Source organism: Salmonella sp. NW884, from assembly GCF_051700745.1.
GTDB classification, from domain to species: Bacteria; Pseudomonadota; Gammaproteobacteria; order Enterobacterales; family Enterobacteriaceae; genus Salmonella; species Salmonella enterica.
Genome location: NZ_JAMMDE010000001.1, coordinates 200,039 through 214,108, shown reverse-complemented (window position 1 = coordinate 214,108; position 14,070 = coordinate 200,039). Strand labels below are relative to the sequence as shown.

Below are 14,070 nucleotides of genomic sequence, written 5' to 3'. Positions count from 1 at the left end.
ACTAAATAAATACATGTTCACGGAGGCATTATATGTTTACTTATCACTCAGCAAATACCTCAGCAGCACAACCGGCCCTGGTCAACGCGATTGAACAAGGATTACGCGCGGAGTTAGGCGTTGTCACTGAAGATGATATTTTAATGGAGCTGACCAAATGGGTTGAGGCTTCCGACAATGACATCCTCAGTGACATCTACCAGCAGACCATCAACTATGTGGTAAGCGGGCAGCACCCGACTCTGTAAAACCTGCTATGCTGTATCGGCAACCTTAGGGGTTACGTTTCTTTCGCGTAAGCGAATTTGTCCTTAAAACTAGCAACAGGATTGAGGAGTTAACATGAAATCGAACCGTCAGGCTCGTCATATACTTGGACTGGATTACAGAATTTCCAACCAGCGTAAGGTTGTTACTGAAGGCGACACCAGCAGCGTGGTGAATAACCCAACCGGCAGAAAGCGCCGCGCCGATAGCCAAAAGTAATCGTACAGTCCTGAAATGACGTTAAACACCATTGCATCTGCAATGGTGTTTTTGTTTATAGGAATGACCTTAACGTCTCACAATGCTTTATACTCAGGGTCGGTTCCCTGGTGGAAGGCAATATATGATGATAAACGACGGTGCCAGGGACAGTTATTCGAAAAAGAGTGAGTAACATGGAAACTACAACCAAGAAAGCACGTTCCCTTTATATCCCTTACGCTGGCCCTGTATTGCTGGAATTCCCCCTGTTAAACAAAGGCAGCGCTTTTAGCGTAGAAGAGCGCCGCAACTTCAATTTGTCAGGACTGCTGCCGGAGGTCGTCGAGTCGATTGAAGAACAGGCCGAACGCGCCTGGCTCCAGTATCAGGGGTTTAAAACAGAAATCGATAAGCATATTTACCTGCGTAACATCCAGGATACCAACGAAACGCTCTTTTATCGACTGGTGCAAAACCATCTTGAAGAGATGATGCCGGTTATCTATACCCCGACCGTGGGCGCGGCCTGTGAGCGCTTCTCTGAGATTTATCGCCGGGCGCGCGGCGTATTTATCTCTTATCCGAACCGTCACAATATGGACGACATTTTGCAGAATGTGCCTAACCACAACATTAAAGTTATTGTGGTGACGGATGGCGAGCGGATTCTGGGGCTTGGCGATCAGGGCATCGGCGGAATGGGGATACCTATCGGTAAGCTGTCATTATACACCGCCTGCGGCGGCATTAGTCCGGCCTATACCCTTCCCGTTGTGCTGGATGTCGGCACCAACAATCAACAGTTACTCAACGATCCGCTCTACATGGGCTGGCGTCATCCGCGCATTACCGACGATGAGTATTATGCGTTTGTCGATGAGTTTATTCAGGCCGTTAAGCAGCGCTGGCCAGATATCCTGCTACAGTTCGAAGATTTCGCGCAGAAAAACGCAATGCCGCTGTTGACGCGCTATCGTGATGAGATTTGCTCCTTTAACGATGATATTCAGGGCACCGCAGCCGTGACCGTCGGTACGTTGATCGCCGCCAGCCGCGCTGCCGGCAGTCAGCTTAGCGAGCAGAAAATCGTTTTCCTCGGCGCGGGTTCCGCCGGATGTGGGATTGCTGAACAGATCATCGCGCAGACTCAGCGTGAAGGTTTAAGCGAAGATGCCGCTCGACAGAACGTTTTTATGGTCGATCGCTTCGGCCTGTTGACGGACCGGATGCCTAATTTATTGCCGTTCCAGGCAAAACTGGTGCAGAAATGCGACAATCTCCAGCACTGGGATACCGAAAATGACGTGCTGTCGCTGCTGGATGTGGTGCGTAACGTGAAGCCGGATATTCTGATCGGGGTTTCCGGCCAGACTGGGCTCTTTACTGAAGAGATCATCCGCGAGATGCATAAGCATTGCCCTCGCCCGATCGTCATGCCACTCTCTAATCCCACCTCTCGCGTGGAGGCCACGCCACAGGACATTATCGCCTGGACGGAAGGCAACGCGCTGGTGGCAACTGGCAGTCCATTCTCGCCGGTCATCTGGAAAGATAAGGTTTATCCGATCGCACAATGTAATAACGCCTATATTTTCCCCGGCATCGGTCTGGGGGTTATCGCTTCCGGCGCATCGCGCATTACTGATGAAATGCTGATGTCAGCCAGTGAGACGCTGGCGAAACATTCTCCGCTGGTGAATAACGGCGAAGGATTAGTGTTGCCAGCGCTTAAAGACATCCAGGTCGTGTCGCGCGCTATCGCTTTTGCCGTAGGCAAAATGGCGCAGCAACAAGGCGTAGCGGTGAAAACCTCTGCGGAAGCGCTGCAACAGGCGATTGACGATAACTTCTGGAAACCGGAATACCGCGACTACCGTCGGACTTCCATTTAATACGTACCCGGCGGTGAATGCCGCCGGATATCACTTTCTTCTTTAGTTTTGGCGAGTCTGTCGACACACCTGAATTCCTTTTCCTGCTTATTTGTCAAGCTACTAATATTAGCCACCTTTATGTATTGAACGGGGATTTATCAGGATAATCCTGGCTAAACTATTACATTGTATTTCTGCCGCCTTGCATAACTCATCAGAAATATTAATCCTAAAGAGGTAATAGCGCCTTACCTGCTATTACTTACCTGCTATTACTTACCTGCTATTACTTACCTGCTATTACTTACCTGCTATTACTTACCTGCTATGCAGTTCACTATTAATAAAAGGAGAAGGTTATGAAAGCTGCTGTTGTCACACAAGATCATCAGGTTGATGTTACTGAGAAAACGCTGCGTCCCCTTCGCCACGGTGAAGCTTTGCTAAAAATGGAGTGCTGCGGCGTATGCCATACCGATCTACACGTGAAAAACGGCGATTTCGGTGACAAAACCGGCGTCATTCTGGGACACGAAGGCATTGGCGTCGTGGCGGAAGTCGGTCCCGGTGTCACCTCGCTGAAACCCGGCGATCGCGCGAGTGTCGCGTGGTTTTATGAAGGATGCGGACACTGTGAGTATTGCAATACGGGCAATGAAACCTTATGCCGCAACGTGAAAAATGCCGGTTACACGGTAGATGGCGGCATGGCCGAAGAGTGTATTGTCGTCGCGGATTATGCGGTGAAAGTACCGGAAGGTCTGGACTCTGCGGCGGCAAGTAGTATTACCTGCGCGGGCGTTACCACCTATAAAGCGGTGAAGATTTCTCATATTAAACCTGGCCAGTGGATTGCCATCTACGGTCTGGGCGGTCTGGGTAATCTGGCCTTGCAGTACGCGAAAAACGTTTTCAATGCGAAAGTGATCGCCATTGATGTCAATGATGGACAACTGAAACTGGCCGAGGAAATGGGCGCAGATCTGACCATTAATTCACGCACGGAAGATGCGGCTAAAATTGTGCAGGATAAAACCGGTGGCGCGCACGCAGCGGTGGTTACCGCGGTCGCTAAGGCGGCGTTTAATTCCGCAGTAGATGCCGTTCGCGCCGGAGGCCGCGTGGTGGCAGTCGGGCTGCCGCCAGAAGCCATGAACCTTGATATCCCTCGCCTGGTGCTGGATGGCATTCAGGTTGTCGGTTCGTTGGTGGGAACACGCCAGGATCTGACCGAAGCCTTCCAGTTCGCGGCGGAAGGAAAAGTCGTGCCAAAAGTCGCTTTACGTCCGCTTGAAGATATCAACGTTATTTTTAAAGAGATGGAACAAGGGCAAATTCGTGGCCGTATGGTCATCGATTTCCGTCGTTAAACGATTTGCTGTGGTCGTCTGAGTATACAGACAGCAGATGAAAACAAGGCGCTACGAGGATAGCGCCTTGTTTATCAGATCGCGAAAGAATTACTGAATACCTTTTTCGCTCTCTTTTTTTGCTTCCGCCTTCTCGATTTCACGATACCAGCGTGGATGATGTTTCTTCGCCCAGCGACGGCTGACCTTCCCTTCGATCATGCCTTTAATCGAGCCTTTCACCCAAAACGCCATATACATATGGATGAGGATCGCGTGCATTAAAATAATGCCCGCCGCCGCATGAATTAACAGGCTATAACGCACCACCTGCATGGGGAAATACTGCGCGAAATACGGACGCCAGATAATCACGCCAGTCACCAGCAGCACAAAAATCATGCTCATAATGGACCAGAACATCATCTTCTGTCCGGCATTGTATTTGCCGACATCCGCCACCTTATGCTCATTGCCTTTCAATACTTCGACAATATTTTTCAGCCACGGAATGTCTTTTTTATCCGGGATGTTGTGGTGGACGAAACGCACGAACATAAACATCAGCGCGATGAAGATGGCAATACCGAAGAACGGGTGCAAAATACGTCCCATCTGCGGCGTGCCGAAGGTTTGCGTCAGCCATTGTAGCGTCGGGAAGAAAAACGAAATCCCCGACAGCGCTACCAGGAAGAAGCAGATCACCACCGTCCAGTGACAGGCGCGGTCGACAAATTTCGTGCGCACAATCATTTTCGACTTACTCATGATGATCCTCCTCATCGTCGTCCGTTTCTTTATTCGGGCCAATACCGATGTAGTGGTAAATCAGACCGGCGAAAGTGGCGATAAAGCCCGCTGCGGCCAGCGGTTTTAGCGCCCCTTTCCACAGATTGATTGAGGTATCGATCTGCGGATCTTTCGGCAAGCCGTGGTACAACTCCGGCTGATTGGCATGGTGCAGCACATACATGACGTGCGTACCGCCAACGCCCTGCGGGTTGTAGATACCGGCATGTTCAAAGCCGCGCGCTTTTAACTTCTCCACGCGTTGCTCACCCAGTTCCAGCATCTCTTTTTTGGTGCCGAAATGAATAGCCCAGGTCGGACAAGTTTTGACGCAGGCCGGTTCCTGGCCCACGCTGACGCGATCGACGCAAAGCGTACATTTATAAACGCGGTTGTCCTCTTTGTTGAGGCGCGGAATATTAAACGGACACCCGGCGATACAGTAACCACAGCCGATACAGTGTTCAGATTGAAAATCAACAATCCCGTTCGCGTACTGGATGATAGCCCCGGCAGACGGACAGGCTTTAAGACAGCCTGGATCTTCACAGTGCATACAACCATCTTTACGAATCAGCCACTCCAGCTTGCCGTTCTGCTCGGTTTCGGTAAAGCGCATCACCGTCCAGGACTTGGCGCTGAGATCGGCAGGGTTATCGTACACCCCGACACAATGGCCAACGTTATCGCGAATATCGTTCCATTCAGAACAGGCTACCTGGCAGGCTTTACAGCCGACACAGGAGGAGACGTCGATCAGTTTCGCGACTTCGGCTTTGTAATCACGCGCCTGCGGAGGCGGCGTGATGGCGTTTGTTGCGGACCGTTTAATAATGTCCTGCGTTTCCATAGACATATGTTCGCCTCCCTTACGCCTTCTCGATGTTAACTAAAAACGCTTTGTATTCCGGCGTTTGCGAGTTGGCATCACCGACATTTGGCGTCAGAGTATTGGCGATATAGCCTTTGCGCGCGACACCCTCAAAGCCCCAGTGAATCGGGATCCCCACTGTTTCAACCTGCTGATCGTTGACATGCAGGGTGCGAAGACGACGAGTTACCACCGCGACCGCGCGAATAAACCCGCGTTTACTGCTCACCTTCACATAGTCGCCGTTAGCAATACCTTTCGCTGCCGCCAGCGTCTCACTGATCTCCACAAACTGTTCCGGCTGAGCGATAGCGTTAAGTAGCGCATGTTTGGTCCAGGTATGGAAATGCTCTGTGAGGCGGTAAGTCGTGCCCACGTACGGAAACTGCTCCTTCTTACCCATGCGCAGCGCATCTTCTTCATACAGACGCGCCGCCGGGTTCGAGACCACATTCGGGTGCAGCGGGTTAGTGCCCAGCGGCGTTTCCATCGGCTCGTAGTGTTCAGGGAACGGCCCTTCCGCCATTTTATCAATAGCAAACAGACGTCCCAGCCCTTCCGGCTGCATGATAAACGGATTGGTCCCGCTCCCCGGCGCCGCGTTGTTAAAGTCCGGAATATCGTTCCCTGTCCACTTCGCGCCGTTCCACTGGATCAGCATCCGTTTTGGATCCCACGGTTTACCCTGCGGGTCCGCCGAAGCGCGGTTATACAATACGCGACGGTTTAGCGGCCACGCCCACGCCCAACCCAGTGTATTGCCAAGCCCTGACGGGTCGGCGTTATCACGTCTGGACATCTGGTTGCCCTGCTCCGTCCAGCTACCGGTATAAATCCAGCAGGAGGAGGATGTCGTACCGTCATCGCGCAGTAATGCAAAACTGCTCAACAACTGGCCTTTCCTGGCAAGCAGTGTACCGTTGGCGTCATAGAGATCTTCCAGCGCATAGCCGTTGTTCTCTTTCGCCACTTCTTCCGAATGCGGTTCATCCGGCTGCTTGTAGTTCCAGCTCATCTTCAATAGTGGTTCGGCGCCTTTACCGCCTTCTGCGCGATACATTTCACGCAGACGATGGTAAATACCGGCCAGAATCTCGCCGTCGTTACGCGCTTCGCCCGGCGCGTCCTGACCTTTCCAGTGCCACTGTAACCAGCGACCGGAGTTAGCGATAGAGCCATCCTCTTCCGCAAAACAGGTAGACGGCAGACGGAAGACTTCGGTCTGAATCGTTGTCGGATCAACATCATTAGATTCGCCGTGGTTCTGCCAGAACGTTGACGTTTCAGTCACCAGCGGATCGATAACGACCAGATACTTCAGTTTGCTTAAGCTTTGCACCACTTTGTTTTTGTCCGGGAAGGACGCCACCGGGTTAAAGCCCTGACAGAAATAGCCGGTGACTTTCCCGCTATCCATCATGTTGAAATATTTGATCACGTCATAGGACTGATCCCACTTAGGCAGCCAGGCAAAGCCCCAGTCATTCTCTTTCTGCGCCGCATCGCCATAGAAAGATTTCATCAGGCTGACGAAGAACTTAGGATAATTACCCCAGTAGTTGACCTGATCGGCCAGCGTCGCTTTGGGGGTATTCGCTGCCAGATAAGTTTGCAGATCGGCCTGTTTTTCTGACGGTAGCGTCAGGTAACCCGGCAGGCTGGTGGAGAGCAGTCCTAAATCCGTTAAACCCTGAATATTAGAGTGGCCGCGCAAAGCGTTCACACCGCCGCCAGCCATCCCCATATTGCCGAGCAACAACTGGATCATCGCCATGGTACGGATGTTCTGCGCCCCGACGGTATGTTGCGTCCAGCCCAGCGCATACAGGAAGGTCGTAGTGCGATCCGGAACGCTGGTAGAGGCCAACACCTCACACACCTTCAGGAAGTCTGCTTTCGGCGTACCGCAGATGTTTTCCACGACGTCCGGCGTATAGCGCGAAACGTGCTGCTTCAGCAGATTCCACACACAGCGTGGGTGCGTCAACGTTTCATCACGTTTGGCATAGCCGTTTTCATCAAACTGGTAGTTCCAGGAGGATTTATCGTACTGACGCTTTTGGGCGTCATAGCCGCTGAAAAGACCGTCATCAAAGGCAAAATCATCCCGCACCAGCAGGCTGGCGTTGGTGTAATGCTTAACGTATTCAGCGTTGATTTTGTTATTTTCGATCAGGTACAGCAAAACGCCGGACAGAAAGGTAATGTCTGTGCCGGAACGTATTGGCGCATAGATATCCGCCACCGACGCCGTACGCGTAAAGCGTGGATCAACGACAATCAGCGTCGCATCGTTATTGTTTTTCGCTTCCATCGCCCAGCGGAAACCCACCGGATGCGCTTCTGCGGCATTGCCGCCCATCACCATCACGACGTTGGCGTTTTTAATATCCACCCAGTGGTTGGTCATCGCACCGCGACCAAATGTTGGAGCAAGACTTGCTACCGTTGGTCCGTGTCAAACGCGCGCCTGGTTATCTACCGCCAGCATACCGAGAGAACGCGCAAACTTCTGCGTCAGCATACCCGTTTCATTGCTGGCCGCCGAGGCGCACAGCATTCCGGTAGAGAGCCAGCGGTTAACCGTGACGCCCTGCTCATTCTTTTCAATAAAGTTGGCGTCGCGGTCGGCTTTCATTAATTTAGCAATACGAGTGAAAGCGTCATCCCAGCTAATGCGCTGCCACTTGTCGGAACCCGGCGCGCGGTATTCCGGATAGCGTAGGCGATCTTCACTGTGAACATAGTCCAGCAAACCGGCCCCTTTCGGGCACAGCGCGCCACGGCTTACCGGATGATCCGGGTCGCCTTCAATATGGTAAATCGCTTCTTTCGCGTTTTTTGCCCCATCTCCCAGGCTATACATTAATAGCCCGCAACCTACGGAACAGTATGTGCAGGAGTTACGGATCTCTTTTGCGCGCAACAGCTTATAGTTTCGCGCCTGAGCCAGGGCCATTTTAGGGGTAAAACCCAGTGCGGCCACCGTTGTTCCCGCCATACCGCCCGCGCAGATTTTAAAAAATTGTCTGCGGCTGACGTCCATTGCTTTCCTCTTTTTTCCACGGATGCACGCCTCCTTCGAACTGCAGCAAAACCTCAGCCCAGGATGCGTGTATAACTTCGCGAGGAAACTAACAGCAAAATCGATAACTTTTTTGCGTCAAATCAATATTGAAACGGTTCCGCTACTAAATAGCCCTATTTTTAAACTGCAATAACTCCAGGGAGGTACTAAAAAATGACACTGCATGGCATCGCCCCCGGAAAAAGTGCTATAAGTGGCAGTTTATTTTGCGCGGTATTCAGGACAGTCACAAAGCATGACATCACAAAAAGCAACGCTAATAGGGCTTGTTGCCATCGTTCTGTGGAGCACGATGGTTGGGTTAATTCGCGGCGTCAGCGAAGGTCTCGGACCGGTAGGCGGCGCAGCCATGATCTATTCATTAAGCGGCCTGCTGCTGATTTTTACCGTCGGATTACCTGATATCCGCCGTTTCCCGGGGCGATACCTCATCGCAGGCAGCGTACTGTTTGTCAGTTATGAAATATGCCTGGCGCTTTCTCTCGGTTATGCCGCCACTCGCCATCAGGCTATCGAAGTCGGCATGGTTAACTATTTATGGCCCAGCCTGACTATTCTGTTTGCCATTCTTTTTAATGGGCAAAAAACTAACTGGCTTATTGTTCCTGGATTGCTTATTGCACTTACTGGCGTTTGCTGGGTTCTGGGGGGCGAGAATGGTCTTAATCCAGGAAAAATTATCAGCAATGTCGCCACCAGTCCGCTAAGTTATTTACTGGCATTTCTTGGGGCGTTTATATGGGCGACGTACTGCACGGTCACCAATAAATATGCGCGTGGTTTTAACGGTATCACCGTCTTTGTGCTACTCACCGCCGTGGCGCTGTGGTTTCACTATTTTCTTACGCCGCAACCTGCCATGATATTTAGCCTACCGGTGATTGCTAAACTTTTTACCGCGGCATTAACGTTGGGGTTTGCCTACGCAGCATGGAATGTGGGCATACTTCATGGCAATGTGACTATCATGGCCGTAGGGTCTTATTTTACCCCCGTCATGTCCTCTGCTCTGGCAGCGCTGTTACTCAGCTCACCACTGTCATTCTCCTTCTGGCAAGGCGCAGTCATGGTTTGCGTAGGTTCGCTACTTTGTTGGCTGGCAACGCGGCGGCGCTAATAGCGACGGGCGGGCCGATGTTGATATTAAATCGACCCGCTGCACCTTGACACTCTTCATAACACAACTACGCTTTTATCTATCGCCTGTGCGTATTTGACGATTTTCCATTTTCACGTGCTCCTCCTGCGCCATACCAGGATTGCGCTGGTAAAAATGAATTTTATAAAATCGTTAAATATGTTAATATAATGATATAATTATATTAACAAATATATAATTAACGTTAGCTCGCAACTGTTATTAGTGCATATAATAATCAGTCGTTACTACCAAAAATAAAACCATAAACAGCCCAATAGTCCCCTCCGAAAATATATCTTATTAGACAGTCCCTATTTGAATTAATACTCTCAAATGTATTAAGGAGATCTCGATCACACAAATTAAAATAATTTGTAATCTTATGAAACTTATTATTGAACTTATGCCACTCCGTCATTTAAAAATAGTCTGCCATTGACAAACGCCTCGTTTAACAATGGTTGAGGAAACACGCTAAGAAAATTATAAGGATTATTAAAATGAAACTTAAGTTAGTGGCAGTGGCAGTGACTTCCCTGTTGGCAGCAGGCGTTGTAAATGCAGCCGAGGTATATAACAAAGACGGCAATAAACTGGATCTGTACGGTAAAGTTCACGCTCAGCATTATTTCTCTGATGATAACGGAAGTGATGGTGACAAAACTTACGCGCGTCTGGGCTTTAAAGGCGAAACTCAGATCAACGATCAGTTAACCGGTTTTGGCCAGTGGGAATATGAATTCAAAGGCAACCGTACTGAATCTGAAGGTTCCGACAAAGACAAAACCCGTCTGGCATTCGCTGGTCTGAAATTCGCTGAATACGGTTCTTTCGACTACGGTCGTAACTACGGCGTTGCTTACGACATCGGCGCATGGACCGACGTTCTGCCAGAGTTCGGTGGCGATACCTGGACCCAGACTGACGTATTCATGACCCAGCGTGCTACCGGCGTTGCAACCTACCGTAACACCGATTTCTTCGGTCTGGTTGAAGGTCTGAACTTTGCCGCGCAGTATCAGGGCAAAAACGATCGTGACAATGAAGTAGAAGCAAACGGCGACGGTTTCGGTCTGTCCGCAACGTATGAGTACGAAGGTTTTGGCGTGGGTGCGGCCTATGCGAAGTCTGACCGTACTGACCGTCAGGTGCGCAACGGCACCAATGGCCTGTATGCTTCTGGCCAGAATGCGGAAGTGTGGGCTGCTGGTCTGAAATATGATGCGAACAATATCTATCTGGCGACCACCTACTCCGAAACGCTGAATATGACCACATTCGGTAAAATCGACGGTATTGCTAACAAAACTCAGAACTTTGAAGCTGTTGCTCAGTACCAGTTCGACTTCGGTCTGCGTCCGTCCATTGCTTACCTGAAATCCAAAGGTAAAGATCTGGGTGCTTACGGCGACCAGGATCTGGTTGAGTACATCGATGTCGGTGCTACCTACTACTTCAACAAAAACATGTCCACCTTCGTTGATTACAAAATCAACCTGCTGGATGACACCAACTTCACTAAAAATGTTGCGCAGATCAGCACTGACAACATCGTTGCTGTTGGTCTGAACTACCAGTTCTAATTTTGTTGTAGTCTGAATACAAAGCCAGTCCTTTCAGGGCTGGCTTTTTCTCTTGATGTAGACTCGGTCATAAGGAGTATGCCGTGCAGACGTTCACTGGTCGTTGTCTTTGCGGACAGAGCCATTTTACCGTTGACGTCGAAATGCTGGATGTCTATGCCTGCCATTGTACGCTGTGTCAAAAATGGTCGGGTGGAATAGCCATGTATCTGGAAGCCTGCGGGCAACCACAGCTAGCCCCCTTTTCCCCGGAACCGCCATACTTTTCATCCTCTTCGCGCGGCGAACGCTACTTCTGTTCCGGCTGCGGGTGTCCGCTGTGGTTTCGGCTTACCGATACCGATCGTTATTTTATTCCCTGGACCTTACTGGAACTGAACGAAGTTGATCGCCGTCGGCTGATTCTGGCTGCGGAAATTTATACCGAAACCCAGCCTGCCTTCTGGCGACTGACGGGGCAATACGCACGCCTCAGCGGTAAAGAGGTTGAGGAAATGGACTCCCCCTGCCAGCTAGCGCATTAAGCGCTTATCTCATCAGGCGTTATGTTATCGGCGTTGGGCTTTTGCCAGGCTGAACCACATCCCTACCGCCAGCAAAAGAAGCATACTCCCGGCGCTGCTTAACGCCACGCTATGCGACCAGATAAAGGCGTGTCTGGCGGCGTCCAGTATTGCCTGCCCCTGCGTGGGCGGCAGGCTATTCGCCAACTGCACGGCTTCTCCCATTGAAGATGACGCTCTGGCAATCTCTTGCGCCTCAAGCCCGGCAGGCAGACGGATAGACGCGGAGAAGCTACGGCTTAACAACAGGCCGAAAATGGCGATGCCCAGTCCCGCGCCCAGTTCATAAGCCATCGTTTCTATCGCGCCGGCCGCCGCCGCTTTTTCTGCCGGCGCAGCGGCCATAATTGCCGACGTGGAAGCCAGCAATGCGCTGGCGGCGCTAAATCCCAGCAGCGCCATCAGCCCCCAGGCCTGCCATTGTTGGGTGCTGAAATCCGTCATCGCCAGGCCATAAAAACTCAGCGCGCTTAACGCCATGCCGCCCGTCGCGACCAGCCGTAACCCCAGACGCGAGACCAGCGCGCCCGCAATCGGCCCGCTGAATCCACTGGCGACCATCACCGGCAGCATAAATACCCCGGCCTCATAAGGCGATAGCCCGTGAACAAATTGTAGCTCTTGCGCCATCAGCAGCTCAAAACCCACCAGCGTGATCATCGCGGTCATCGCCATCACGACGCCGCTCAGGATAATGCGATGGGTAAATAGTCGCATATCAATCATCGGACGCGATGTCGCAAGCTGTGTGCGGATAAAGAGTCCCAGGAGCAGCGCGCCGGTAAGCAGGGTAAGCGAGATGGCCCACAGCGACAAATTCCCTTTCAGCGCGGTTTTAGCGCTATAGACCAACAGCAAAATGGCAATAATCAGCATCACCGCATGGCCAAGATTGAGCGGTTGATCGCGACGGCCCGCCTGGCGAGGAACATAGCGGGCGGTTAAGCCCATGACGACCAGCACAATCGGCACGTTGATCAGGAAAACCGATCCCCAGTAAAAATGCTCTAATAATATGCCGCCGATGAGCGGCCCAAACGCCGCTCCGCCCGAACCTACCGCTGCCCAGACGCCCAGCGCCATGTTGCGATGCTTCTCTTCACAAAAGGTGGCGCGTATCCCGGCCAGCGTCGCCGGTACAATCATCGCCGCGCCAATAGCCAGTAATACCCTGGTGGCGATAAGCCAACTGGCGGTATGCGAAAACGCCGCCGCCAGTGACGCCAGGCCAAAGAGCGTCCCGCCCAGCATCAGCAGGCGTTTAAAACCGATACGATCGCCAAGTGCGCCCATCGGCAACACCATGCCAGCCATGACCAAAGAATAAATATCAATGATCCACAGCAGCTCGTTGCCGCTGGCCCCCAGGGTCATACTCAGTGTCGGGGCGGCGACATGCAAGACCGTGGCATCAATGGCGACAGGAATATAGACCAGCACAATAATGACTAACGTTAACCACTGACGAAACATAACTCTCCCTTCAAGAACTCAAATTTGGACGCCTGTCCAGTTTCAGGATCCTACGGTAAGTTGAACGAATGTCCAGCTTTTTGTTACACTGCGCGCATTGGCTAATGTGGGGAAAATATGAGTTACCTTAACCGGGATGAACGCCGCGAAGTGATCCTGCAAGCGGCGATGCGCGTGGCGCTGGCAGACGGGTTTGCCGCCATGACGGTGCGACGAATCGCATCAGAAGCCGATGTCGCCGCCGGCCAGGTGCATCACCACTTCAGCTCGGCGGGCGAGCTCAAAGCGCTGGCCTTTGTCCATTTGATCCGCACCCTGCTCGATGCCGGGCAAGTTCCGCCGCCCGCCACCTGGCGTGCACGGCTTCACGCTATGTTGGGTAGCGAAGACGGCGGCTTTGAGCCTTACATAAAATTGTGGCGAGAGGCGCAAATTCTGGCCGATCGGGATCCGCACATCAGAGATGCTTATCTCCTCACGATGCAGATGTGGCATGAGGAAACGGTCACAATTATCGAGCAGGGCAAACAGGCAGGAGAATTTACGTTTACTGCTAACGCCACGGATATCGCCTGGCGGCTTATCGCACTGGTGTGCGGGCTGGACGGTATGTATGTGCTGGGTATTCCGGAAATGGCCGATCCCGCGTTTAAATACCATCTGGATCGGATGATTACGCTTGAACTCTTTGCGTAAAGTTACAAATAATTTAATAAAAATCACTTTTAATTTACAAATAGTAACAATTAAGAAACATCATATCTCCTCTTCGCGCCGCGCTGGCCTGGTTTTTTATCTATTCTTTCACTCAATATTCTAAAAAAACTTCAATAAGTTCTCAAAAGAGCGCGTGACGCTCTGTCTCTTTTTT

General features: G+C 51.5%; 12 protein-coding genes. 8 read left to right on the top strand and 4 right to left on the bottom strand.

Going from position 1 to position 14,070, the window contains the following annotated elements; all coding sequences use genetic code 11:
- Positions 1 to 32: 32 nt before the first annotated feature.
- From bdm to adhP, 4 genes are all read left to right on the top strand, one after another.
- Complete coding sequence (gene bdm / locus NA197_RS01040) at positions 33 to 248, top strand: biofilm-dependent modulation protein (RefSeq protein ID WP_000495700.1); 216 nt, start codon at positions 33 to 35, stop codon at positions 246 to 248.
- Positions 249 to 342: 94 nt separating this feature from the next.
- Positions 343 to 486 carry a stationary-phase-induced ribosome-associated protein gene (gene sra, locus NA197_RS01035; RefSeq protein ID WP_000841559.1) on the top strand — a complete coding sequence of 48 codons (144 nt, stop codon included), beginning with the start codon at positions 343 to 345 and terminating at the stop codon, positions 484 to 486.
- Between the two features lie 176 nt (positions 487 to 662).
- Positions 663 to 2,360: an NAD-dependent malic enzyme gene (locus NA197_RS01030; protein WP_000450511.1), complete on the top strand. Its 1,698-nt coding sequence runs from the start codon at positions 663 to 665 to the stop codon at positions 2,358 to 2,360.
- A 341-nt stretch (positions 2,361 to 2,701) separates the two neighbouring features.
- The gene (gene adhP / locus NA197_RS01025) at positions 2,702 to 3,712 is read left to right on the top strand and encodes an alcohol dehydrogenase AdhP (protein WP_064043557.1); all 1,011 of its coding nucleotides are present in this window, start codon (positions 2,702 to 2,704) and stop codon (positions 3,710 to 3,712) included.
- Positions 3,713 to 3,802: 90 nt separating this feature from the next.
- On the opposite strand, the gene fdnI is transcribed toward adhP, so the two are convergent.
- Genes fdnI through fdnG form a run of 3 tightly spaced genes read right to left on the bottom strand, consistent with a single transcriptional unit; the run spans position 3,803 to position 8,397 of the window.
- Positions 3,803 to 4,459 carry a formate dehydrogenase-N subunit gamma gene (fdnI, locus tag NA197_RS01020; RefSeq protein ID WP_000045658.1) on the bottom strand — a complete coding sequence of 219 codons (657 nt, stop codon included), beginning with the start codon at positions 4,457 to 4,459 and terminating at the stop codon, positions 3,803 to 3,805.
- Positions 4,452 to 5,336 carry a formate dehydrogenase subunit beta gene (gene fdxH, locus NA197_RS01015; protein WP_064043558.1) on the bottom strand — a complete coding sequence of 295 codons (885 nt, stop codon included), beginning with the start codon at positions 5,334 to 5,336 and terminating at the stop codon, positions 4,452 to 4,454. Before fdxH ends, fdnI begins: the two co-directional genes overlap by 8 nt.
- A gap of 13 nt (positions 5,337 to 5,349) precedes the next feature.
- Positions 5,350 to 8,397 carry a formate dehydrogenase-N subunit alpha gene (gene fdnG, locus NA197_RS01010; protein WP_077905258.1) on the bottom strand — a complete coding sequence of 1,016 codons (3,048 nt, stop codon included), beginning with the start codon at positions 8,395 to 8,397 and terminating at the stop codon, positions 5,350 to 5,352.
- A 277-nt stretch (positions 8,398 to 8,674) separates the two neighbouring features.
- On the opposite strand from fdnG, the gene yddG reads away from it, so the two are divergent.
- From yddG to NA197_RS00995, 3 genes are all read left to right on the top strand, one after another.
- Positions 8,675 to 9,556, top strand: a complete 882-nt coding sequence (gene yddG, locus NA197_RS01005) for an aromatic amino acid efflux DMT transporter YddG (RefSeq protein ID WP_064043590.1) — start codon at positions 8,675 to 8,677, stop codon at positions 9,554 to 9,556.
- A gap of 524 nt (positions 9,557 to 10,080) precedes the next feature.
- Positions 10,081 to 11,163, top strand: coding sequence for a porin OmpD (gene ompD, locus NA197_RS01000; RefSeq protein ID WP_031605333.1), 1,083 nt, complete (start codon positions 10,081 to 10,083; stop codon positions 11,161 to 11,163).
- Between the two features lie 143 nt (positions 11,164 to 11,306).
- Positions 11,307 to 11,687, top strand: coding sequence for a GFA family protein (locus NA197_RS00995; protein WP_077464068.1), 381 nt, complete (start codon positions 11,307 to 11,309; stop codon positions 11,685 to 11,687).
- Between the two features lie 24 nt (positions 11,688 to 11,711).
- Here NA197_RS00995 and smvA read toward each other — a convergent pair whose 3' ends face one another.
- Positions 11,712 to 13,199 (bottom strand): methyl viologen efflux MFS transporter SmvA, encoded by a 1,488-nt coding sequence (gene smvA / locus NA197_RS00990; RefSeq protein ID WP_023227512.1) that lies wholly within the window; start codon positions 13,197 to 13,199, stop codon positions 11,712 to 11,714.
- Between the two features lie 117 nt (positions 13,200 to 13,316).
- On the opposite strand from smvA, the gene NA197_RS00985 reads away from it, so the two are divergent.
- A complete protein-coding gene (locus NA197_RS00985) occupies positions 13,317 to 13,895 on the top strand; it encodes a TetR family transcriptional regulator (RefSeq protein ID WP_000121038.1) in 579 nt (192 codons plus the stop codon).
- Positions 13,896 to 14,070: the final 175 nt, after the last annotated feature.

Bases quoted from the DNA above. Each gene is read 5' to 3' on its own strand.
- NA197_RS00995 (WP_077464068.1), top strand. From the start codon at position 11,307: ATGCTGGATGTCTATGCCTGCCATTGTACGCTGTGTCAAAAATGGTCG.
- fdnI (WP_000045658.1), bottom strand. From the start codon at position 4,459: ATGAGTAAGTCGAAAATGATTGTGCGCACGAAATTTGTCGACCGCGCC.
- yddG (WP_064043590.1), top strand. From the start codon at position 8,675: ATGACATCACAAAAAGCAACGCTAATAGGGCTTGTTGCCATCGTTCTG.
- bdm (WP_000495700.1), top strand. From the start codon at position 33: ATGTTTACTTATCACTCAGCAAATACCTCAGCAGCACAACCGGCCCTG.
- sra (WP_000841559.1), top strand. From the start codon at position 343: ATGAAATCGAACCGTCAGGCTCGTCATATACTTGGACTGGATTACAGA.
- NA197_RS01030 (WP_000450511.1), top strand. From the start codon at position 663: ATGGAAACTACAACCAAGAAAGCACGTTCCCTTTATATCCCTTACGCT.
- smvA (WP_023227512.1), bottom strand. From the start codon at position 13,199: ATGTTTCGTCAGTGGTTAACGTTAGTCATTATTGTGCTGGTCTATATT.
- fdxH (WP_064043558.1), bottom strand. From the start codon at position 5,336: ATGTCTATGGAAACGCAGGACATTATTAAACGGTCCGCAACAAACGCC.
- adhP (WP_064043557.1), top strand. From the start codon at position 2,702: ATGAAAGCTGCTGTTGTCACACAAGATCATCAGGTTGATGTTACTGAG.
- ompD (WP_031605333.1), top strand. From the start codon at position 10,081: ATGAAACTTAAGTTAGTGGCAGTGGCAGTGACTTCCCTGTTGGCAGCA.
- NA197_RS00985 (WP_000121038.1), top strand. From the start codon at position 13,317: ATGAGTTACCTTAACCGGGATGAACGCCGCGAAGTGATCCTGCAAGCG.